This is a genomic window from Polaromonas sp., assembly GCF_039932935.1.
In the GTDB taxonomy this organism is placed as follows: domain Bacteria; phylum Pseudomonadota; class Gammaproteobacteria; order Burkholderiales; family Burkholderiaceae_C; genus Polaromonas.
Genome location: NZ_JBDTPB010000047.1, coordinates 73,434 through 96,042, shown reverse-complemented (window position 1 = coordinate 96,042; position 22,609 = coordinate 73,434). Strand labels below are relative to the sequence as shown.

20 protein-coding genes are annotated in these 22,609 nt (G+C 63.5%); 6 read left to right on the top strand and 14 right to left on the bottom strand.

The genetic code is table 11. The annotated features are described in order from the left end of the window. The 3 genes from ABI546_RS08650 to ABI546_RS08640 all read left to right on the top strand — a co-directional run. The coding region (locus ABI546_RS08650; protein WP_348046070.1) for an acetamidase/formamidase family protein at positions 1-466 on the top strand (466 nt) is incomplete at its 5' end. A gap of 18 nt (positions 467-484) precedes the next feature. Then, complete coding sequence (locus tag ABI546_RS08645) at positions 485-826, top strand: zinc ribbon domain-containing protein (RefSeq protein WP_348046068.1); 342 nt, start codon at positions 485-487, stop codon at positions 824-826. 158 nt (positions 827-984) lie between these two features. Beyond that, positions 985-2,022, top strand: coding sequence for an aliphatic amidase (locus ABI546_RS08640; RefSeq protein WP_348046066.1), 1,038 nt, complete (start codon positions 985-987; stop codon positions 2,020-2,022). A gap of 82 nt (positions 2,023-2,104) precedes the next feature. On the opposite strand, the gene guaD is transcribed toward ABI546_RS08640, so the two are convergent. The 4 genes from guaD to ABI546_RS08620 all read right to left on the bottom strand — a co-directional run bounded on the left by guaD (position 2,105) and on the right by ABI546_RS08620 (position 5,675). Beyond that, entirely contained in the window at positions 2,105-3,403 is a 1,299-nt protein-coding gene (guaD, locus tag ABI546_RS08635; RefSeq protein ID WP_348046064.1) for a guanine deaminase, read from the bottom strand. 82 nt (positions 3,404-3,485) lie between these two features. Beyond that, the gene (locus tag ABI546_RS08630) at positions 3,486-3,848 is read right to left on the bottom strand and encodes a 6-carboxytetrahydropterin synthase (RefSeq protein ID WP_348046080.1); all 363 of its coding nucleotides are present in this window, start codon (positions 3,846-3,848) and stop codon (positions 3,486-3,488) included. Between the two features lie 23 nt (positions 3,849-3,871). Beyond that, positions 3,872-4,507: a 7-carboxy-7-deazaguanine synthase gene (gene queE / locus ABI546_RS08625; protein WP_348046062.1), complete on the bottom strand. Its 636-nt coding sequence runs from the start codon at positions 4,505-4,507 to the stop codon at positions 3,872-3,874. A 283-nt stretch (positions 4,508-4,790) separates the two neighbouring features. After that, positions 4,791-5,675 (bottom strand): LysR substrate-binding domain-containing protein, encoded by an 885-nt coding sequence (locus tag ABI546_RS08620; RefSeq protein ID WP_348046060.1) that lies wholly within the window; start codon positions 5,673-5,675, stop codon positions 4,791-4,793. A 154-nt stretch (positions 5,676-5,829) separates the two neighbouring features. Between ABI546_RS08620 and ABI546_RS08615 the strand changes: the two genes are divergently transcribed. Continuing rightward, a complete protein-coding gene (locus tag ABI546_RS08615) occupies positions 5,830-6,234 on the top strand; it encodes a tautomerase family protein (protein ID WP_348046058.1) in 405 nt (134 codons plus the stop codon). A 74-nt stretch (positions 6,235-6,308) separates the two neighbouring features. Here ABI546_RS08615 and ABI546_RS08610 read toward each other — a convergent pair whose 3' ends face one another. From ABI546_RS08610 to ABI546_RS08575, 8 genes are all read right to left on the bottom strand, one after another. Continuing rightward, positions 6,309-6,608, bottom strand: coding sequence for a hypothetical protein (locus ABI546_RS08610; protein WP_348046056.1), 300 nt, complete (start codon positions 6,606-6,608; stop codon positions 6,309-6,311). An 8-nt stretch (positions 6,609-6,616) separates the two neighbouring features. Continuing rightward, positions 6,617-7,909 carry a YbfB/YjiJ family MFS transporter gene (locus ABI546_RS08605; RefSeq protein WP_348046054.1) on the bottom strand — a complete coding sequence of 431 codons (1,293 nt, stop codon included), beginning with the start codon at positions 7,907-7,909 and terminating at the stop codon, positions 6,617-6,619. Between the two features lie 180 nt (positions 7,910-8,089). Continuing rightward, positions 8,090-9,142, bottom strand: coding sequence for an adenosine deaminase (locus tag ABI546_RS08600; RefSeq protein WP_348046052.1), 1,053 nt, complete (start codon positions 9,140-9,142; stop codon positions 8,090-8,092). A 111-nt stretch (positions 9,143-9,253) separates the two neighbouring features. Next, complete coding sequence (locus ABI546_RS08595) at positions 9,254-10,408, bottom strand: BMP family ABC transporter substrate-binding protein (protein ID WP_348046050.1); 1,155 nt, start codon at positions 10,406-10,408, stop codon at positions 9,254-9,256. Between the two features lie 128 nt (positions 10,409-10,536). Further along, entirely contained in the window at positions 10,537-11,457 is a 921-nt protein-coding gene (locus ABI546_RS08590) for an ABC transporter permease (protein ID WP_348046048.1), read from the bottom strand. 11 nt (positions 11,458-11,468) lie between these two features. After that, on the bottom strand, positions 11,469-12,611 hold the full coding sequence (locus ABI546_RS08585) for an ABC transporter permease (protein WP_348046046.1): 1,143 nt from the start codon (positions 12,609-12,611) through the stop codon (positions 11,469-11,471). Then, entirely contained in the window at positions 12,608-14,191 is a 1,584-nt protein-coding gene (locus tag ABI546_RS08580) for an ABC transporter ATP-binding protein (protein ID WP_348046044.1), read from the bottom strand. The genes ABI546_RS08585 and ABI546_RS08580 overlap by 4 nt, the downstream gene beginning before the upstream one ends. 76 nt (positions 14,192-14,267) lie before the next feature. Beyond that, entirely contained in the window at positions 14,268-15,185 is a 918-nt protein-coding gene (locus ABI546_RS08575) for a LysR family transcriptional regulator (protein ID WP_348046042.1), read from the bottom strand. Positions 15,186-15,284: 99 nt separating this feature from the next. On the opposite strand from ABI546_RS08575, the gene xdhA reads away from it, so the two are divergent. Next, positions 15,285-16,973 (top strand): xanthine dehydrogenase small subunit, encoded by a 1,689-nt coding sequence (gene xdhA, locus ABI546_RS08570; protein WP_348046040.1) that lies wholly within the window; start codon positions 15,285-15,287, stop codon positions 16,971-16,973. Positions 16,974-16,981: 8 nt separating this feature from the next. Next, positions 16,982-19,435: a xanthine dehydrogenase molybdopterin binding subunit gene (gene xdhB, locus ABI546_RS08565; RefSeq protein ID WP_348046078.1), complete on the top strand. Its 2,454-nt coding sequence runs from the start codon at positions 16,982-16,984 to the stop codon at positions 19,433-19,435. A gap of 20 nt (positions 19,436-19,455) precedes the next feature. On the opposite strand, the gene ABI546_RS08560 is transcribed toward xdhB, so the two are convergent. Beyond that, positions 19,456-20,568 (bottom strand): endonuclease/exonuclease/phosphatase family protein, encoded by a 1,113-nt coding sequence (locus tag ABI546_RS08560; protein ID WP_348046038.1) that lies wholly within the window; start codon positions 20,566-20,568, stop codon positions 19,456-19,458. A 550-nt stretch (positions 20,569-21,118) separates the two neighbouring features. After that, positions 21,119-22,597 carry an NAD-dependent succinate-semialdehyde dehydrogenase gene (locus ABI546_RS08555; RefSeq protein ID WP_348046036.1) on the bottom strand — a complete coding sequence of 493 codons (1,479 nt, stop codon included), beginning with the start codon at positions 22,595-22,597 and terminating at the stop codon, positions 21,119-21,121. Between the last annotated feature and the right edge of the window lie 12 nt (positions 22,598-22,609).

The window sequence follows — 22,609 nt, the reverse complement described above, 5'->3', positions numbered from 1 at the left end:
CGACGGCGAAATCACCTTCTGCGGCGCCATCGAAATGGCCGGCTGGGTGCACATGAAGGTCACGCTGATCAAGGGCGGCATGGCCAAGTACGGCATCAAGAACCCCATCTTCAAGCCCAGCGTGATCACGCCGCGCTACGACGACTATTTGATATTCGAAGGCATCTCGGTTGACGAGGCCGGCAAGCAGTACTACCTGGACGTGAACGTCGCCTACCGCCAGGCTTGCCTGAATGCGATTGAGTACCTGAAGAAGTTCGGCTACTCGGGCGCGCAGGCCTATTCCATCCTGGGTACGGCGCCGGTGCAGGGTCACATCAGCGGTGTCGTCGACGTGCCGAATTCCTGCGCCACGCTGTGGCTGCCGACCGGCATCTTCGACTTCGACATCAACCCGAACGCCTCGGGGCCGATCAAGCACATCGACGGCAAGATCAGCATGCCGCTGTCGCACGACCTGCCCTGATACACGGAGACACGCGCCATGCCCACTTACGACTACGACTGCCCGCAATGCGGCAGCTTCGACGCGCTGCGCTCGGTCTCCATGCGCAACCAGGCGGCCGCCTGCCCGGCTTGCGGCGGCCCGGCGGCGCGCGTGCTGTCTGCCAGCCCGGCGCTGGCGCTGATGGAAGACGGCACGCGCCGCGCGATGGACACCAACGAGCGCGCCCGGCATGAGCCCAAGCGCTCGGGCGACTATGCGCGGCTCAAGCATCCGGCGGGCTGCGGTTGCTGCTCCAGCGGCAAGCGCGGCGCAACACTCACAGCGCCCAACGGCAACAAGGCCTTCCCCAGCAAGCGCCCCTGGATGATCAGCCACTAGGAATGGGCTCCCCCCGAAGCGCCTGCGGCGCCTCCCCCTCAGGGGGCAACACCTGCGGCCTGGCAAAGCCAGTTCCGCGGTGAAATGGCTTAAATCGCGCTGACCGCTGTGGGTTGCGGTTGGCGTAATGGCTTACCCACGAGAACAAGGAGCACGACATGATTCACGGCGATATATCAAGCAGCAAGGACACCGTCGGCGTGGCGGTGGTCAACTACAAGATGCCGAGGCTTCACACCAAGGCCGAGGTGGTGGAGAACGCCAAGAACATCGCGCGCATGCTCGAGGGCATGAAGAAGGGTCTGCCGGGCCTGGACCTGGTGATCTTCCCCGAGTACAGCACGCACGGCATCATGTACGACAGCAAGGAGATGCATGAGAACGCCGCCACCGTGCCGGGCTTTGAGACCGAGATCTTCGCGGCAGCCTGCCGGCGCGCCAAGGTGTGGGGCGTGTTCTCGCTGACCGGGGAACGGCACGAAGACCACCCGCGCAAGGCACCCTACAACACGCTGATCCTGATGAACGACCAGGGCGAGATCGTGCAGAAGTACCGCAAGATCATGCCCTGGGTGCCGATTGAAGGCTGGTACCCCGGCGACCGCACGTATGTGAGCGACGGGCCCAAGGGCATGAAGATCAGCCTCATCATCTGCGACGACGGCAACTACCCCGAAATCTGGCGCGACTGCGCGATGAAGGGCGCCGAGCTCATCGTGCGCTGCCAGGGTTATATGTACCCGGCCAAGGAGCAGCAGATTTTGATCAGCAAGGCCATGGCCTTTGCCAACAACACCTATGTGGCTGTGGCCAATGCCTCGGGTTTTGACGGCGTGTATTCCTATTTCGGCCATTCGGCGCTGATAGGCTTTGACGGCCGAACGCTGGGCGAATGCGGCGAGGAGGAAATGGGCGTGCAGTACGCGGCGCTGTCCAAGAGCCTGATCCGCGACTTCCGCCGCAACGGCCAGTCGGAGAACCATTTGTTCAAGCTGCTGCACCGCGGCTACACCGGCATGATCAACTCCGGCGACGGCGACAAGGGAACGCCCACCTGCCCCTTCAGCTTCTACGCCGACTGGCTGCGCGACCCGGAAGCCGCGCGTCAACAGGTGGAGTCTTTCACGCGGACCACCATAGGGACCGATGAGGCACCCATGGAGGGAATTCCGAACCAGAGCAGCGTCACGGCATAGGCGTCATCTGCTACTTTTTTGATAGCTGCTTGCGCCCGTCCCTATTTGGCTTCAACCTGATTTCTCTTAAACCTGCGGATGCTCATGCCTGCGCTGGATGTGCGGCCTGCGCGATCACTGTGCGCTCGATCAACCGGTCATCGCCCAGCACAATCAGCGCGAATAGCAATTCGTCCAGGTTGCTGGCCAGTGCGGTCTTGCGCGCCAGCAGCGGCGCAGCCTGGGGGTTGAGCACGACGAAGTCGGCCTCGCAACCGGGCTGCAGGTTGCCGACAACGCCTTCGAGGCCCAGTGCGCGCGCCGCGCCCGCCGTGTGCTGCCACCACAGGTGCTGCGGCTTGAGCGACAGGCCCGGTTTGGTCTGCCCTTCGCGGCCGACGTAATAAGCCGCCAGCATGGTGTGAAAAGGGCTGAACGAGGTGCCACCGCCCACATCGCTGGCAAGGCCGTACGGAAAACCGATCCGGTCTGCGCCCTCGTAGTCAAAAAAACCGCTGCCCAGGAACAGGTTGCTGGTCGGGCTGACGGCCGCCGCCGTGCCGGTGGCGCGCATCAGCGCGCGGTCTTCGTCGTCGATGTGAATGCAATGCGCATAGACGGCGCGCGGGCGCAAAAGGCCGAACTGTTCGTAGACGCCGAAGTAGCTGCGCGCCTTCGGGTAGAGCTTTTGCACCCAGGCGATCTCGTCCTTGTTCTCAGCCACATGGGACTGGATCCAGACGTCCGGATATTTCGCGGCCAGCTCGCCAGCGCCGCGCAATTGCGCTTCGCTGCAACTGGGTACAAAGCGCGGCGTGATGGCATAGCCCAAGCGGTCCACGCCGTGCCAGCGCTGGATCAGCGCTTCGGTGTCGATCAGGCTTTGTTCGGTTTCGTCGCGCACGCCGTCGGGCGCGTTCTGGTCCATCAGGCATTTGCCGGTCATCAGGCGCAGCTGGTTTTTTTGGGCCTCGGCAAACAGCGCATTGACCGACTCCACATGCGAGGTGGCAAATGCCAGCGCCGTAGTGACCCCGTTTCGAAGCAACTCTGCTATAAAAAACGTAGCTGCTTGCGCACAGTGGTCCTGGGCTGCGAAGCGTTTTTCCTCCGGAAACGTGTAGTTTTCCAGCCAGGGCAGCAGACCGTCGGCGGGCGAGCCGATCACGTCCAGCTGCGGGTAGTGGATATGCATGTCCACAAAGCCGGGCGCGATGAGGCGGCCCGGCAGATGTTCGGTCGGCACATCGGCAAAACGCGGCGCCAGCGCACTGTGGCTGCCCACGGCCTGCACCACCTGCCGGCCCTCGGCGTCGGACCCCGTCACCAGCAGGCCGTCAGCCTCATACACGGCCTGGGCCGTGCCGGTGAAATACAGGAGGGCGGCGCGATAGGCTTTCATGGCTCAAGGGTAACGCAGGCAACGGGCGGCCTGATATTCGATTCCCGATAAGGGTTATCGCCGCAGCCTTGGGAGCGCCCGGTCAGCGGCTCACGCGGCAGCCGTCGCCAAGCGACACGCGCCAGACGCGCACGGAGGTCAGCCCCGGCAGGCGCGCATCCAGCTTGCGAAAGATGAACTGACACAGGTTTTCAAGCGTGGGCGGGCCCAGCTCTTTCACGTCGTCGAGCAGGTGGTGGTCCAGCTGCTCGCGCAGCACGTCAATCTCGCGCCGCACCAGGCCCAGGTCCATCACCATGCCGGTTTTGGGGTCGGGCTCGCCGGCGACAAAGACCTCGGCGTTGTAGGTATGGCCGTGCACGCGCTTGCTGGCTTCCGCCTCGATCGCGCGCTTCAGCGTATGGGCTGCGTCAAAGTAAAAAGTCTGGCTGATTTCGCAGCGCATGGGTGTTGGAGCAGGAAGCTTTTTCATCGGATTCCCGTGATCTTGTGCGTCTGCAGGCTCAAGCGCCACGCCGGGCGCTCCATGCACAGCTGAATGCAGGTTTCGGTGTTCTGCCGGCGCTGGGGGTTGTCCATGGGCTGCAGGTAGCGGTGGGTGAAGTCGGCAGCTTCCAGCTCGGCCAAATCAAAGCTGGGCTGGGGCCACACCACCTTCAGCTCCTGGCCGGCGCGCTGAACCCAGGGCGCACCAGCCTTGGGGCTCACGCACACCCAGTCGATGCCCTCGGGCGCAGCGATGGTGCCGTTGGTTTCGACCGCGATTTGAAAGCCCCGCGCATGCAGCGCCGCGATCAGCGCGGCATCGACCTGCAGCAGCGGCTCGCCACCCGTCATCACCACAAAGCGGTGCGCGCTGTCGCCGGCAGGCCATTGTGCTTCGATCTGATTCGCCAGCGCGTCGGCATTGGCAAACTTGCCGCCCAGCGTGCCGTTGGTACCCACAAAATCGGTGTCGCAAAACTGGCAGACGGCGGTGGAGCGGTCCTGCTCGCGGCCCGTCCAGAGATTGCAGCCGGCAAAGCGGCAGAACACCGCCGGCCGGCCCGCGTTGGCGCCCTCGCCCTGCAGCGTGTAGAAAATTTCCTTGACCTGGTAGCTCATGGCGCGGCCTTTGCGCGCGGGCAGGCTTGCGCACGCTCAGGCATCTGCAGGTGCAAGGTCAAATGGGAAGAAAGAGAAATAAAACAGGCGCCCACAGAGGCCGAAAGACCAGGGGTCGCGAGGTTTTTATACATGGTAGTCCTCTACATGGCCCCGGAATAAAAGCAAATGCCGGCGCGCCGAGGCGGCACGCAAGCCCTGATTTTAACGGTTCAGGGCTGATGGCGGGGTTTCACGGGAATTCACGGCGATTCACGCGGATTTTTGCGGGCAGACCAGGGCCTCAGGGCACCGGCATTTCGCGCGCCTGCTGCGCCAGCCAGCCACAAAAGATGTCCAGCCGCGGATCGGCATCGCCGCGTCGCTTCGCCACGTACTGGTAGGCGCTTTCGTCAAAGCCCAGTGGCGCGACCAGGCGGCCGGCGCGCAGGTCGTCCATCACCAGGTGCCAGGGCGCAATCGCCACGCCCAGGCCGGCCACGGCTGCCTCAAGCGTGAAGTAGTAATGCTCAAACGCCGGGCCGTCCGGCACGGCGAAGTTTGCGCCGCGCGATGCGCACCACATCTGCCAGGCGTCGGGCCGGGTCAGGGTGCGCAGCAGCGGTAAGCGGGCCAGGTCGGCCGGCTCGCGCACAGGGGCCGCAGCCGCCAGCGCGGGAGCCATCACGGGGCCCAGGCGTTCCACAAAGAGCGGCAGCGACGTGGCGGATTTCGGCGCGTCACGCCCCTCTACCGTGATGACCAGGTCGTAGCGCTCGATGTCTGCACCTAGCTCGTCATCGGCGGCGGAGAGCCGGATGTCGATGCCCGGGTTTTGCGCATTGAAGCCGTAAAGGCGCGGGATCAGCCACTTGACGGTGAAAGTGCTGAAGCAGGACACGTCGAGCGTGCGGGCCTCAGCGCCGCTGACTTTGCTGACCGCGGCCTCCATCTGGTCCAGCGCCGACGTCAGCGCCGGCAGCAGCGAGGCGCCGGCCTGCGTCAGCTGCGGCTTGTTTTTGGCGCCCTCAAACAGCGGCACGCCCAGCAATTCCTCCAGATGCCGCACCTGCCGGCTGATGGCGCCGGGCGTCACCGACAGCTCTTCGGCGGCAGCCGTCATGCGGCCCAGGCGGGCGGCGGCTTCAAAGGCGCGCAAAGCGCTTAAGGGTGGCAGGTGGCGCTTCATGGACTATGTGATTTTATCTCACATAGAAAATGCAAATAAATCGTTTCTCAGAAAATGATCGATCTGCCACAGTCAGTATTTTTTATGGGCCGTAGCCACATAGGCATTTTTTAGATTAATTCTAAAACTACTTTTTTAATTGAGTAAAAATCACATGCCATTCATCCATACCCAAGTCCACCAAGACACCCCCCAAGCCCAGCGTCAGGGCATCGTCGATGGCATCCACCAGGCGCTGATAGCCGCCATCGGTATGCCCGAAGACGAGCTGTTCAACCGGGTCAGCGCCTATGCGCCTGGGGATTTTTTCTACAGCCGCAGCTTTAACGGCATGGCGCGGTCAGGCAAGCTGGTGGTGGTCGAGATCACCATGCGCCGGGGCCGCAGCGACGCGATGAAGCGCGACCTGTATGCGCGCATCGCCCGCAACCTGAAGGCCAACGCGGGCGTAGCGCCCGACGACGTGTTTATCTTCACCCACGAAAACGACTACTCAGACTGGTCGGTGGGCGGCGGCAAGTTTGCGATGGCGCTGGTGCAGCAGCCCGGCCCGGCGTAAGGCGGGGCCCTGAATAGAACAGCCGCAGCGATCGGCGTTTAAATGCGGCTCTTCGGCGGCAGAGCGAGCGGCGGCTACCTGTCACCGTGGCTTCTTCGTTTTGCGAAGACCCACGTATTCCAGTTGATCGCCACGCCACCCACAAAAAACAAAAACCCGATGGGCGCTGTCACCACAAACAACAGGCCAAACTCACTGGCAAAGTTGGCGGACCCGGCCAACAGGGGATAACCGGGGCATGCAGCAACCCAGCCCGATGTGCACCCGTAACTTGCCGCCACCGAAAATACGGCAATCGAAAAGATATAAGGGGCGAGGCCAAAGGCAATGCAGCCCAAAAAGTAATACCAGCGAATCATCGGTTTGGTCTGCATATGTCCTGCTACTTTTGCACCGCGGCCCCACCAGCCGGCAAGGCGGGCAGCACGGGGTAGGCCTTCGCCATCCATATATAGAGAACAGCGCCCACCAGCAGCGAGGCCGCAGCGATCTCCAGCGAGATCGTGAAACCCGCGCCCACGTTGGGCGTGCGCTTGAGCAGCACGGCCACCAGCGGCGGGCCGAGGATTTGCCCGACGCCGTAGGTGGCTGTCAGCAGGCCCATGAAACTGGCGGCCGTGGCGGGCTTGAGGCGCCGCACTTCCTGCATCGCGAAAAAGGTGATGGCGGTAAAGGGGATGCCCAGCATCAAACTGCCGATGGCAAAGCCGGCGAGGCTCGGGCTCCAGAGGCTGGCCGCAATGCCCAGCGCCTGCAAGAAGTAGCAGCCGGCCAGCAGCAGGCGGAAGTCCTTGCCCGGTGAAAGGCGCGTGGCCAGCAAGGCACCCACCATCACGCCCAGACCAAAGATGGGCCAGAACATGTCGAGCCAGGCCGAGCCCGGCAGCGCCGCGCGTGCGATCACCGGCAAAAACGTGGCGGTGATGATGTAGCCGAAACCGGCCAGGCCATAGGCCAGGGTCAACAGCGTCATTTCGGCATGGCCGTGGTGCGGGGCCGCCGCGCCGGGCAAGGCGGCGGCGCGCGGCGCCAGCGCAATGAGGCGCTCGTCACCGCCGCGCAAAATGTGCCACACCAAGGCAGTCAGTACAAAAGCCAGCGCGCCGAAAATCATCCAGCCCGTGGCCGCCGTCCAGTGCCAGGCCACCATGCCGGTGGCAAACAATCCGCTCACCAGAATACCCGCGCCAGGACCTACATAGATGATGCCGCCCATGGCCGGCACGCCCAGCCTGGCCATGCGCGAAAGGCACCAACCCGAAGTGAACACAAACACCACCGCGCTGGTCACGCCCGCAGTGAAACGCAGCAAGGGCCACGCCGCAGGAAAATGCCAGCCCATGGCCAGCGTCAGCACACCGGTGGCAACCAGTCCGGCGCGCACAAGGGACGAATACGCAAGGTGCGGCAGCCATTTGAAGCGCGCCCACAGCCAGGGCTGTAGCGTGCAGAGAATCGCGCCCAGCATGTAGCCAAAGTAGTTGGCGCTGGCCAGCCAGCTGGCCGTCGGCAAATCGACCACGCCGTCATTCAGCATCATCGGCAACAGCGGCGTGAAGGCAAAGCGCCCGAGACCCATGGCCACGGCCAGGGCGACCAGCCCGGCCAGCGCGATGGGCCAGGCGCCGTGTGATGCGGGGGAAGCCGCTGGATACGGCTGTGATGTGGTGCTCATGCCCGAGGGTCCTTGCTTGCTTCAGGGTTCTATCCAGATCATACGTTTGGGCCGCCGCCCAGGCCGGCGTGCGTCCAGATAACCCCTCATCCTGTTTTCAATCTGCGTTCATCTGCGTAATCTGCGGAGAAATTTATATCCACAGATTTCGCAGATTTACGCAGATAAAACCCATGGCACTCAGCGGAAACGTTCGAAGCGTTCGTTAAGGAGATCGACATAATGCACCTTCGCCGACGCATCGATAAAACTCGCCTCAAAACTGTTGCGCGCCAGCGTATAGGCATGCTGCGCATCCAGCCCCGTCGCGGCAAAAGTCTGCATGAAGTTCTCATTCATGTAGCCGCCAAAGTAGGCCGGATCGTCTGAATTGACGGTGGCCACCAGCCCGGCATCGAGCAACTCGCGCAGGTTGTGGCTGGCCAGGTCAGGGAACACGCAGAGCTTGAGGTTGGACAGCGGGCACACGGTCAGCGGAATGCGGTCTTTGGCCAGTCGCTGCATCAACAAGGCATCGCGGCTCGAACGCACGCCGTGGTCTACGCGCTCAACCTTCAGCACGTCAAGCGCCGTCCACACGTATTCAGGCGGTCCCTCTTCGCCGGCATGCGCCACCAGGTGAAAGCCCAGCTCGCGGCAACGCGCAAACACACGCGCAAACTTTTCAGGCGGGTTGCCCACTTCGCCCGAGTCGAGCCCGATACCGATGAATTTGTCGCGCAACGGCAGCGCCTGCTCCAGCGTCTCAAACGCCTCTTCTTCGCTGAGGTGGCGCAAAAAGCACAGGATCAGCAAAGCGCTGACGCCCAGCTCGGCTTGCGCATCCACACAGGCACGGTGCAGGCCATTGACGACCGTTTCCATGCTGACACCGCGCGCCGTGTGCGTCTGCGGGTCGAAGAACATTTCGGTGTGCACCACGTTGTCGGCAGCCGCCTTGCGCAGGTAGGCCATCGCCATGTCGTAAAAGTCCTGCTCGGTGATCAGCACGCTGGCGCCGGCGTAATAAATACCGAGAAAGCTCTGCAGGTTGGTGAACGCGTAGGCGCCGCGCAGTTCTTCAACACTGCTGTACGGAATCTCTATGCCGTTGCGCTGGGCCAGCGCAAAGATCAACTCGGGCTCGAGCGAGCCTTCAATGTGCATGTGAAGCTCGGCCTTGGGCATGCTTTTAAGCAGCTCAGGAAGGCGGTCTGCGGCGACGGGGGCTACCTTGAATTGTGCAGGCGTCATTTCAACTCCGAAAACGTCAGTTCCTAACGAAAAAAGCTGCCCGAAGGCAGCTTTGAAAACCACTTGCGAGCGCTCCGGCCCTTGTGGGGCACGGCGCATCGCCCATTATCCTCAGTTGCCGGGAACCTTGCCTTCGACGCCCTTGACGTAAGTCTTCAGGCCGCCGAGAAATTTGTCGTCTGCCACCACATCCTTGGCCACCAGTTCTTTGCCGGTGTTGTCGGTGATCGGGCCTTTCCAGATCGAGAAGCTGCCGTCCTTCAGGCCGGCCTTGACTTCTTCAATGCGCTTCTTGGTGTCGTCGGGCACATCGGCAGCCAGCGACACGATGTCGATCGCACCTTCCTTGACGCCCCACCATGCGCTGCTATTGCCGGTCCACTTGCCTTCCAGCGCCTCACCCACGGCCTTGACGTAGTACGGGCCCCAGTTGATCACGGCAGAAGCCAGGTGGGCCTTGGGGCCGTAGGCGGTCATGTCCGAATCCCAGCCGAAGGCGCGCTTGCCCATCTTCTCGGCGGTCTGCAGCACGGCGGATGAGTCGGTGTTCTGGAACAGCACGTCGGCGCCGCCATTGATCAGCGCGGTGGCGGCTTCGGTTTCCTTGGGCGGGTTGTACCACTCGTTCACCCACACCACCTTGGTCTTGACCTTGGGATTAACCGACTGCGCACCCAGCGTGAAGCTGTTGATGTTGCGCACGACTTCCGGAATCGGCACCGACCCGACCACGCCCAGCGTGCCGGTCTTGCTCATCTTGCCCGCAATCACGCCGGCCATGTAGGCGCCTTCATAGGTGCGGCTGTCGTAGGTGCGCATGTTCTCGGCGGTCTTGTAGCCGGTGGCGTGCTCGAACTTGACGTCCTTGAGGTCGGCGGCGACCTTGAGCATGGGCTCCATGTAGCCGAAGGTGGTGCCGAAGATCAACTTGTTGCCCTGCTGGGCCATGTCGCGGATCACGCGCTCGGCGTCTGCCGACTCGGGCACTTTTTCGACAAAGCTGGTGACCACCTTGTCGCCATACTTTGCTTCGACAGCCTTGCGGCCGTTGTCGTGCGCATACGTCCAGCCGCCGTCGCCCACGGGGCCGACATAGGCAAATGCGATTTTCAGGGGCTCGACCTTGGCGGGCGCTGCCGCGGCGGGTGCCGGTGCGGCAGGCGCAGGCGCCGGCTCTTCCTTCTTGCCGCAGCCCATCAGGGCTGCCGCAGCCACAGCCGACAGGGCCGCCAGCTTGAGCAGGGAACGTTTTTGCAGGTCAGTCATGTGAACTCGCTTTCGTTGTAGGAATTGAGATTGAAATGGGAAGCTGAAAAGGGGAAGCTGAAAATAAGAAGCTGAAAGGGGGAAGACGAAAAAATGCAATTATGCGGCTGAACGAAGGCTTTTCACCATCAGCTGCCGGGGTAAAACGGCTTGCCGATGGAGCTGGGCATGTTGACGCGGATCCACAGCGGGTTGCGCGAAATCAGCACCAGCACCACGATGGTGGACAGGTAAGGCAGCATGCTCAGGAACTGTGTGGGCACATTCACACCCAGACTTTGCAGGTGAAACTGCAGCATGGTCACGCCGCCAAACAGGTAAGCACCAAGCAACACCCGTGCCGGGCGCCACGTGGCAAAGGTGGTGAGCGCCAGCGCGATCCAGCCCTTGCCGGCGATCATGCCTTCAATCCAGAGCGGCGTGTAGACCACCGACACATAGGCGCCCGCCAGCCCGCACAGCGCGCCGCCGGCCACCACCGCGGCCAGGCGGATGCGTCGCACGGGGTAACCCAGTGCGTGCGCCGACTCCGGGCTCTCGCCGACCGATCGCAACACCAGGCCGGCGCGCGTACGGTACAAAAACCAGATCAGCCCCGCCGTCAACGCCATCGCGATGTAGACCATGGGGTGCTGGCGGAACAGCGCCGGGCCCACCAGCGGAATGTCAGCCAGAAAAGGAATCGGGTAGTGCGACTGCTCGGGCAGTTTTTCTTGCACGTACTTGATACCGGCAAACGCCGAAAAGCCTGCGCCAAAAAGGCTTAGCGCCAGGCCGGTGGCGTACTGGTTGGTGTTCAGCCAGATCACCAGCACGCCGAAGACAGCTGCCAGAAAAGCGCCCGCCGCCATGCCGGCCGCAAACCCCACCCAGCTGTTGCCGGTGTGCACCACGGCGGCAAAGCCTGCGATGGCGGCGCACAGCATCATGCCTTCGGCGCCCAGGTTGACGATGCCGGCTTTTTCATTGATGAGCAGGCCCAGCGCGGCGATGGCCAGCACGGTGCCGGCGCTGAGCGTCGCGGCAATCAGCAGTGCGTAACTTTCCACCGTTGGCCTCTTCAGTCTGTGTGTTTCTCAGGGGCCGCCGTGGAACCGGCTTTGCCCGGCCACTGGTGGCGCCCCCTTGAGGGGGGGGCGGCCGCAGGCCGCTTCGGGGGGAAAACAATCCGGTAGGCGATCAGGGTGTCGCAGCTCAGCAGGCTGAACAGCAGCAGGCCCTGAAACACGCCCGTGATGGACTTGGGCAGGCCGAGGCGCGACTGCGCGAGCTCGCCGCCAATGTAGAACATGCTCATCAAAAGGGCCGAAAACACCACGCCCACCGGGTGCAGCCGCCCCACAAAGGCAACGATGATGGCGGCAAAACCATAGCCCGCCGGCACATACGGTGTGAGCTGGCCGATCGGGCCGGCAACTTCCAGCGCACCGGCCAGGCCTGCGGCTCCGCCTGACGTCAGCAACGCCAGCCACAGCGCGCGGCGCGACGAAAAGCCCGCGTAGCGCGCAGCGGCCGGTGCCGCGCCGCTGACCTCATGGCGAAAGCCGGCATAGGTGCGGAACAAAAAGAGCCACAGCCCCGCCGCGCCCAGCAACGCCAGCACAATGCCGATGTTCACGCGCGAGCCCTGCATCAGGCGGGGGATCTGCGTCACTGCCTCAAAGGTCTTGGTCTGCGGAAAGTTGTAGCCGTTCGGGTCTTTCCAGGGGCCGAACACCAGGTAATTGAGCACCAGGTCGGCCACATACACCAGCATCAGGCTGACGAGAATTTCATTGGCATTGAAGCGGTCGCGCAGCAACGCCGTGACGCCCGCCCACAGCATGCCGCCCGCCACGCCCGCCAGCAAAACCACCGGCACGATCCACACGCCCGTGGTTTTATTGGCCAGCAACGCCACGCCGCCCGCCGCAATGGCGCCCATGACAAACTGGCCTTCGGCGCCGATGTTCCAGACGTTGGAGCGAAAGCACACCGCCAGGCCCAGCGCAATGATGAGCAGCGGCGTCGCCTTGACCAGCAGCTCGCCCAACGCATACGGGGACTTGATCGGCTCCCAGAAAAACACCTGCAGGCCCTTGACCGGGTCTTTGCCCAGCGCGACAAACAGCGCCACGCCGATCAGCACTGTGATGAGCAAGGCCAGCACCGGCGAGGCATAGCTCCAGAAGGACGACGGTTGAGGGCGAATCTCGAGCTTCATGCCGAGGCCTCCGCCACGGCTTGCGTTGCATCCTGGTGCGGCGCACCGGACGTCCATAGCCCGCTCATCCACTGCCCCACCAACTCCACCGTGGCATCAGCGCGCGGCAGCGAAGGCGACAGCTGGCCCTTGGCCATGACATACAGACGATCGCAAATATCAAACAGCTCTTCCAGCTCTTCGCTGACCACCAGCACGGCGCAACCCGCATCGCGCAGCTTGAGCAGCTCACCGCGAATCTGCGTGGCTGCACCCACGTCGACGCCCCAGGTCGGCTGTGAAACGATGAGCAGCTCGGGCTTTGCATCGATCTCGCGGCCCATGATGAACTTTTGCAGGTTGCCGCCCGAGAGCGACTTGGCCACAGCATGCGGCCCGCCGGCCTTGACCTTGTATTCAGCGATGATGCGGCCGGCCTGCGCCTGCAGGCGGCTGCGGTTAAGCCAGCCACTGCCCGACACCGCCTCCTTGCGTGTGAGCAAGAGGTTGCGCGCCAGCGACAACGACGGCACAGCGCCACGGCCCAGGCGTTCTTCAGGCACAAAATGCAGGCCCAGCGCACGGCGCGCACCCGGCCCGCGTTTGCCCGCCGCCTGGCCCTTGACCACAATGGCACCGTCAGCCGCGCGGGTGTCTTCACCCGACAGCGCGTAGAGCAGTTCCTTCTGGCCATTGCCCGACACACCGGCAATGCCCACCACCTCGCCGGCGCGCACCTGCAGCGCCACCTGGTGCAGGTCAACACCAAACTGCGCTTCACGCGGCAGGTCGAGCTGCTTGACCTCCAGCACCACAGCGCCGGCATGCACCTCGCGGTGCTCCAGCGCGGGCGGCTCGGCGCCAATCATCAGCCGGCTCAGCGAGGCGTTTGACTCCTGGCGCGGATCGCACACACCCGAGACCTTGCCGCCGCGCAGCACCGTGCAGGCCGTGCACAACGCGCGTATTTCGTGCAACTTGTGGCTGATGTACAAAATGCTGCAGCCCTGCGCAGCCAGCTGGCGCAAGGTGACAAACAGGTTCTCAACCGCCTGCGGCGTCAACACCGAGGTCGGCTCGTCCAGAATCAATAGCCTGGGCTGGGTCAACAGCGCCCGCACGATTTCCACGCGCTGGCGCTCCCCCACGCTCAGCGTGTGCACCGGCCGGGCCGGTTCCAGCTGCAGCCCGTAGGCCTTGGTCGTTTCGGTGATGCGCCTTGACACCTCTGCCAGCGTGAGGTGTTTGTCCAGCCCAAGCCAGACGTTTTCAGCCACGGTCAGCGTGTCGAACAAACTGAAATGCTGAAACACCATGCTGATGCCGAGCGCGCGCGCCTCATGCGGGTTGCGCACCGTGACGGCCCGGCCGTCCATGGCCACGCTGCCGGCGTCGGGCTTGACCGCGCCGTAGATGATCTTCATCAAGGTCGACTTGCCGGCCCCGTTTTCGCCCAGCACGGCATGGATCTCGCCGGCCTGCACGTCCAGCGAAATGCCGCTGTTGGCCACCACGCCGGGGTAGCTTTTGGTAATGCCGGAAAGCCGCAGGCGCGGCGGCTGGCCGGCGGGGGTTTCGGTCTGGGGCGGTGGGGCTGTCATTGTCTCGTGGCGTCCGGAATTCTTTGATTTTTAAGGTGTTTGTGGGCCGAAGCCCTTATGGAACGTGCGCAAGCAGCTATTCTTTTCGTAGCATGGCCGCCACCGACTTGACGCGGTCACGCAGCCATTTGGCCGAGGCGGAGGCGTGCGTGCGTTCGTGCCAGAGCTGGTAGTACATCATGCGGGGAAAGGTAATCGGGCTGGGCAGTATTTTGACCGGCAACACGCCGGCAAAACGTTCGCAGTACTGACGGCCGGTGGTCATGACCAGCAAGCTTGATGCCACCATGGACGGCATCAGGCCGAAGTGCGGGCAGCGCACGGTGATGTTGCGCACCATGCCCAGCGTGTCCAGGTGCTCGTCAATCACGCCCTTGGCACCGGGGTGCGTGGCGGTGGGTGCAATGTGTTCGGCCGCCAGCCAGGTGGCCTCATTCCAGCCGCGGCGCACCGCCGGGTGGTCTTTGGCCACCAGGCACACCACTTCGTCGCCAAAGAGCCGCGCCATGTGCAGGTCGTCGGTGGGTGACGACCAGTTGCCGATCACGATGTCGGCCTGCCCCTGCGCCAGGTGCGTGCGGTAGTCGGTCTCGGCCGACAGCGGGTGAATCTCTATATGGCAGCGCGGCGCCTGGGCCTTGATCTGCGCCACCAGTTGCGGCAAAAAAAGCGGGTCAAGGTAGTCACTGGCCGCCAGTCGAAAGGTGGTGTCGGCCGTGGCCGGGTCAAACCCGCGGGCGTCGCTGAAGAGCATGCCCGCCGCACGCAAAATGCTGGCCGACGGCTCAATCATGCGCAGGCCCGCATCGGTGGGCACCATGCCCGCACCCGAGCGCACCAGAATGGGGTCACCTGCCAGCACGCGCAGGCGCTTGAGCGCCGCGCTGACGGCGGGCTGGTACATACCCAGGCGGATGGCGGCGCGTGATACGCTGCGTTCAACAAGCACGGTGTTCAGAACCCTGATGAGATGAAGGTCAATCTTGTCGAGCATCATCTGATCTTTGGCCGACGCTGTCATACCTTTTCACCCATGCGGCTGATACGGGCTTGCGTATGCCGCTGGCCCCCTGACTGTCTTACCCTGACGCGCATGACTGTCCCATCCTCTGCAAACCTTGCCAGACCCATCCGGTTCATCCGGCGGGGTGAAGTTGTCTCGCTTGGCAATGTACCACCCAGCCGCACCCTGCTGGAGGTGCTGCGCGAGGACCTGGCCTGCACCGGCACCAAGGAAGGCTGCGGCGAAGGCGACTGCGGCGCCTGCACCGTGGTGCTGGGCGAAGCGGTGAACGGACACATTCGCTACAAGGCCATCAACAGCTGCATCCGGCTGGCGCATTCGGTGGACGGCCTCGCGCTGTGGACGGTGGAGGATATTGCCCCCACGCTTTTCACTTCGCCTTCGGCTGCGTGTAATGCGCTGCCCCCCGGGGGGGCGCTGCGCCTGCGGCCCGGCCCTTCGACAGGCTCAGGACAGGCCAAGGCCGGTTCCGCGGCCCCTGCTGGCGTCGGGGAAGGAGTTAAACCCACACTGCACCCGGCGCAGGAAGCCATGGTGCAGTGCCATGGCTCCCAATGCGGCTTTTGCACCCCCGGTTTCGTCATGAGCCTGTTCGGCATGTACCAAAACCACGTGCGTCAGGGCAAACCCATCACGCGCGAGCTGGCGCAACACGACCTGTCGGGCAACCTCTGCCGCTGCACCGGCTACCGGCCCATCCTGGACGCCGCCCAGGCCATGGGTAGCCTGCCCGCGGTGGTGGTGGACGAAGCCGATTTGCTATCAAAACTAGAGCTGCTTGCGCTCGCCTCTATTGGGCTGGAGGCCGATTTGGCTTATAAATCGCCGCGTACGCTGTCTGCGCTGCTGCAGGCCCGCGCCAGCCACCCGCAGGCGCAGCTCGTGGCCGGCTGCACCGACGTGGGCCTCTGGGTCACCAAGCTGCACCAGCAGTTTGCGCAGGTGATCGACGTGACAAAGGTTGAGGAGCTGCGCCGCATCGAGGACTACCCGCACCACCTTGCCATTGGCGCAGCAGTGACGCTGGCCGACGCCTACGACGCGCTGGTCAAAGATCGCCCGCAGTTGCACAACTTCGCCGCCCGCTTTGCCGGCCTGCCGGTGCGCAACTCGGGCACGCTGGGCGGCAACGTGGCCAACGGCTCACCCATTGGCGACTCGATGCCGCTGCTGATTGCCATGCGTGCCCATGTGGTGCTGATGAGCGAGCGAGACGGAAAGATGCGCCACCGCGAGATGCCGCTGGAGAAGCTTTACACCGGCTACCGCCAGAACGTGATGGCCGCAGACGAAGTGCTGGCCTGGATCAAGGTGCCCAAACCCGTGCCGGTGACGAAAAATCGCGCCGCACCGGGCAGCGCCGCACACGAAGCGGCAAGCGTGGGGGCTGAATTTTTCAGGGTGTACAAGATTTCCAAGCGCTACGACGACGACATTTCCACCGTCTGCCTGGCCATCAACCTGCAAATTGAAAACCACACGGTTGTCAGCGCAGCAATAGGAGCAGGCGGCGTGGCCGCCACACCGGTGCGCGCCGTGCAAACCGAAGCTGCCCTGCTCGGCCAGCCCTGGACGCAACAAACAGTCAAGGCGGCCATGGCCACCCTGCGCGCAGAGTTCTCGCCCATCTCGGACATGCGCGCCTCGGCCGCCTACCGCAGCGAAGTACTGGGCAACTTGCTGCAGCGCTACTGGCTTGAAAGCCAGGGAATGCAGCAGATCAACCTGGCCACCTTCAGGCTGGAAGAGCCGGCATGAAAACAGCCATGACCGCCGGCAAAGACATCTCCCTCTCACGCGACTCAGTGGCCGACCCGGTGGCCGCGGCGGCCGACGCACGCGCCGACCAGGCCCCGCCCGCTGACCGGCACGAGCAAGCCTCGATCGCCCGCCAGCCCGCACCCACGGGGCCAGGCCAGGCCGCCGGCCGCTCTGTCTTTCACGAAAGCGCGCGCGCGCAGGTGGCCGGCGCCGCCACGTATGTAGACGACATTCCCGAGATTCGCGGCACACTGCATGCCGCGCCCATCCTTTCCACCATTGCGCACGGCAAGCTGCTGGCCATAGACGCCACAGCCGCCCTGGCCATGCCCGGTGTGCGCGATGTGATCCTCGCGCGCGACATCCCTGGCGATCCTGTTCTTGGCAACTTCTCGCACGACGAGCCGGTGTTTGCCACGGGCACCGTGCAGCACATCGGCCAGGTGATTGGCGTGGTGGTAGCCGACACGGCGATGCAGGCGCGCCGCGCCGCGCGCAAGGTGGTGTGCCGCATCGAGCCGCTGCCGGCCATCCTGACAGTGCAGCAGGCGATGAAGGCCGAAAGCCATGTGCTGCCGCCGGTGTTTGTGAATCGCGGCGACGCGGCAGCGGCGCTGAAGGCCGCACCGCACACCCTCACCGGCACGCTCGAAGTCGGCGGGCAAGAGCACTTCTACCTTGAAGGCCAGGTCGCCTACGTCGTGCCGCAAGAGCAGCACCAGTGGCTGGTGTATTCCAGCACGCAGCACCCGGGCGAGATCCAGCATTGGGTGTCGCACGCGCTGGGCATAGACAACCATGCCGTGCGCGTGGAGTGCCGGCGCATGGGCGGCGGCTTTGGCGGCAAAGAAACGCAGTCGGGCCAGATGGCCGTGTGGGCTGCCATTGCCGCCAACAAGCTCAAGAAGCCCGTCAAGCTGCGGCTGGACCGCGACGACGACTTCATGGTCACCGGCAAGCGCCACCCCTTCAGCTATGACTACACCGTGGGCTTTGACGACACCGGCCGCCTGCACGGCCTGCAGCTGACCATGGCCGTCAACTGCGGCTTCAGCGCCGACCTGAGCGGCCCGGTGGCCGACCGCGCCGTCTTTCACGCCGACAACGCCTACTTTTTAGAAGACGTGTCCATTGCGTCATACCGCTGCAAGACCAATACCCAAAGCAACACCGCCTTTCGCGGCTTTGGCGGCCCGCAGGGCATGATCGTCACCGAAGCCATCATGGGCGACATTGCCCGCACGCTGGGCCTGGACCCGCTGGCCGTGCGCAAGCGCAACCTGTATAGCGACGAAGTCGTCGCAGCGGTGAGCGGGACCGTGCCGGAACGGCGCCGCGATACCACGCACTACCAGATGAAGGTCGAGGACAACATCCTCGAACCATTGCTATCAAAACTGGAGCTGTCTGCACGCTACCAGAGCCGGCGCCAGGCCATTTCGACATGGAACGCCAAGAGCCCCGTCATCAAGCGCGGCATTGCCATCACGCCCGTCAAGTTCGGTATCTCATTCACCGCCACCCTCTTCAACCAGGCCGGCGCACTGGTGCATGTGTACACCGACGGCAGCGTGCAGGTCAACCACGGCGGCACCGAAATGGGCCAGGGCCTGAACACCAAGGTCGCGCAAATCGTGGCCGACGAGCTGGGCGTGGCCTTTGCCCAGGTGCTGGCCACCGCCAGCGACACCAGCAAAATCCCCAACGCATCGGCCACCGCCGCATCTGCCGGCACCGACCTGAATGCCCGCGCCGCGCAATACGCCGCGCGCAATGTGCGCGACAACCTGGCGCAATTTGTGGCCGGGCTGGACCATTGCGGCGCTGGCGCCGTGCAATTTGCAGGCGGCGAGGTCATCACGCCCACGGGCAAGCGGCCGTTTACTGAAGTGGTGAAACTGGCCTATGCCAACCGCATCCAGCTGTGGAGCGACGGCTTTTACCGCACGCCCAAAATCCACTACGACAAAACCACCCTCACCGGCCGGCCGTTTTATTACTTTGCCTACGGCGCCGCGTGTACCGAAGTGGCCATCGACACGCTGACCGGCGAAAGCCGCGTGCTGAAGGTCGACATCCTCCACGACGCAGGAACGAGCATCAACCCCGCCATCGACATCGGCCAGATTGAAGGCGGCTTCATCCAGGGAATGGGCTGGCTCACCACCGAACAATTGGTGTGGAACGACAAGGGCTACCTGGCCACCCACGCCCCGAGCACCTACAAAATCCCCGCAACGGGCGACGTGCCCGAACATTTCAAGATCGACCTGTGGCCCGAACCGAATCGCGAAGACAACGTGTTTGGCAGCAAGGCCGTGGGTGAGCCGCCTCTGATGCTGGCGATCAGCGTGTTTGAGGCAATGCGGGATGCAGTGGGAGCCTGCCGCCCAGGGAATCAGCCCGTCGTTCTGACTGCGCCCGCCACGGCAGAAAACGTTTTACGCGCGTTGGCTTGAGGATTGAGGCTTGGGCCCTGTCAGATATCCAGCTCCACCCATAAACCCGCGTGATCCGATGCGGCTTCGTCCGCGCTGGTGACTTCCGCGAAGTGCGGCCACAAGGTGCCGTTCACGCCGCCCCACATGCCGCGCCGCTCCACCGCGCCCTTTTTCACTTTGGCAAAGAGGGCCGGTGACAACAGGATGTAGTCCAGCCTGCCCGCCGCCGTGCAGTTGCCATGGGTGCCCGGCCGGCCGCCCACGTCAAAGTCGGGGTGGTCAAACACATCCTTCAAGGTGGAACCCGAACGCAGCAAGGGGTTCATGGGTGCATTGGCCGGGATTTCGTTCAGGTCTCCAATGACGACAACGTACAGGTCGCCGTCGGCGATGTGCTCGTCATACAGATCACGCACCCGCTGGGCCTGCCGCTTGCGCTTGGCGTCATTCGCCGCCTGGAGGCCGTAGCCCTTGCTCTTGAAATGGTTCACCATGACCCAGAGCCGCCCGCCATCCGGCAGGCTGACTTCGTACTCGGCGCAGTCGCGGCTGAAGATCAAGCCCTTCGCGTCTTCGTCATCCACATGCGAGCGGATGCCCACGATGGGGTAGTCGTCACGCGTCATCAGGCCCACGTCAATGCCGCGGTCGTCGTTACCGTCCACCAGCATCACGTGCTTGAAGGGCTGTGCGCCCACCTCGGTCAGCACTTGCTGGTTGAAAAGGCGCAAGGTGGTGCGGTCTTCAGACTCGATCACAGCCTGTACATCGGCCTTGATGGTTCGCAGCACACGCGCGGTGTTCAGCGTGGCCTTTTCATTCACAGGCTCGGTCTTGAGCTCTATCCAGCCGATCCAGCTCTTGCGTCCTGCCGCCACAATTTCCGCATCGCCCACACGTGGCCGTTTGATGAGCTGGCCGCGTATCTTGCGCAGGATCAGCAAGGGGCCTTCATCAGTCTTGAGCAGCCCGTTGTCTTCCATCAGTTTGAGCATGCGTTTTTTATCGGCCGCACTGTAGACGTCCTTTTCAAACAGCGTGTTCAGCTCCTTGTGTGCCTCCAGCGCCGGCTTGCCCTCACCCCAGTCCTGTGAGTTCAGCGCCTTGGCGCGGTCAAACATGTTCTCCACATTGAACGTAGCAAGACGCATGGCATCCTCCGGTTGAAGTTGGGTGAAACAAGTCTAGGCAGCCGTCAAGTGCGACACACCCTCCGAATGCAGGAGGAAATAATCACCAAATCGCGGCCCCGGACCTCACTTTTGCTTGCGTTCGGTGACGGGGTGATGACGGGAGGAGCCCTCGCGCGGACAACCTCATCCGCCAGCCAGGCTGTGGGCGACCGCCGCTGATGCTGGCAATCTGCGGCTTTGCGCTTCATGGCGGCGCCGAGCAAGCCGATGATAGGATTTGGCGCATCTCAAAAAGGATAGGCATGTACAGAAAAACTATCGCCCTAATGTGTCTGCTCGCTCTATTGGCAGGCTGCAAGCAAAGACCGAAGATCCCTCCGGACGAAGCTTCGGCCGATCCCGCGATCAGCACCCATGCCGAGGGTGGGACAGCGCCGCAAGAACGTAACGCCAACCGTGCGTCACGAGAAATTGCTTCCAGTTCTGGAAAATTCTGAAATAGGGACGCGCAGGATTCTGCGGCTGGGCAAAAAGTTCACCCTATCGGCATCAGCGAATACGCGTTACCTCAACCCAGGTTGCCTTGGCAGATGTATTTCCAGTGCAGATACTCGCCCAGGCCGTGGACCGAGCCTTCGCGCCCGTAACCTGAATCCTTGACGCCCCCAAAGGGCGCGGCCTCAGCCGCCAGCGCGCCTTCGTTGACGCCGACCAGGCCGCACTCCAGCACATCGGCCAAACGCCATATGCGGCGCACGTCGTTGGAGTAAAAGTAAGCAGCCAGACCGAAGGGCGTGTCGTTGGCGGCGGCAATCACCTCTGCTTCGGTCTCGAAGCGGGTGATGGGCGCGACCGGCCCGAAAGTTTCTTCACAGGCGCAGGCCATGGCGGCAGTCGCATTGACCAGAACGGTGGGTGCGAAATAGCGGGGGCCCAGCGCGGGCAACCGGCTGCCGCCTACCGCGATACGCGCGCCGCGGGACATGGCATCCTGCACGTGACGCTCAATCTTGTCGACCGCACGGGCATTGATCATGGGACCGATCTGGGAGTCCGCTTGCGTGGCGGGGCCCACTACCAGCGCGCGCACCTGGGCCGAGAGTTTTTTGACAAAGGCATCATGCACGCCGGCCTGCACATAGATGCGGTTGGGGCAGACGCAAGTTTGGCCGCCATTGCGGAACTTGGAAACCATCAGGCCTTGAACAGCAGCATCCAGGTCAGCATCGTCAAACACGATAAAAGGCGCGTTGCCGCCAAGCTCGAGCGAGAGTTTTTTGAGTGTGTCGGCGGACCGGCGCGCCAGGTGCTTGCCCACCGGTGTCGAGCCGGTGAAGGTGATCTTGCGTACGCGCGCATCGTCCAGCCACACGTCCACCACGGCGGGCGTGCGTTCGCGCGAGGCACAAACAATATTGAGCACCCCGGGCGGAACGCCGGCTTCCTGCGCCAGGACGATCAGGGCCAATGAGGTCAGCGGTGTATCTTCTGCGGGTTTGCAGACCACCGTGCAGCCAGCGGCCAGCGCAGGCGCGATCTTGCGCGCGATCATCGCGGCGGGAAAGTTCCAGGGCGTGATGGCGGCGATAACGCCGACCGGCTCCTGCACCGCGAACATGCGGCGGCCGGGCACCGGCGCCGGGATGACATCGCCGTTGACCCGCGTGGCCTCTTCGGCGAACCATTCGACATAGCTTGCCGCGTAAGCCACTTCGCCGCGGCCCTCTGCCAGCGGCTTGCCTTGCTCGCGCGAGATCAACCGGCCCAGGTCGTCCTGGTGGGTGAGGATCAGGTCGTTCCAGCGTTTGATAATCTGCGCGCGCTGGCGGGCTGGCACCGTGCGCCAGCCGGCGAAAGCCGCATGCGCTGCGTCGACTGCCGCGCGGGCATCGTCGGCCGTGCCATCAGGCACGCTGGCAAAGGCCTCATCTTGTGCAGGATCGGTGACGTCCAGGCGCTGGCCGTCGCTTGCTTCGCGCCAGCGGCCGCCGATCAGGTGAAGGCCGGGCATCAAATCCTGCCGTTGAAGCTGAAGAGAAAGATTCATGGAGTGGTTGTG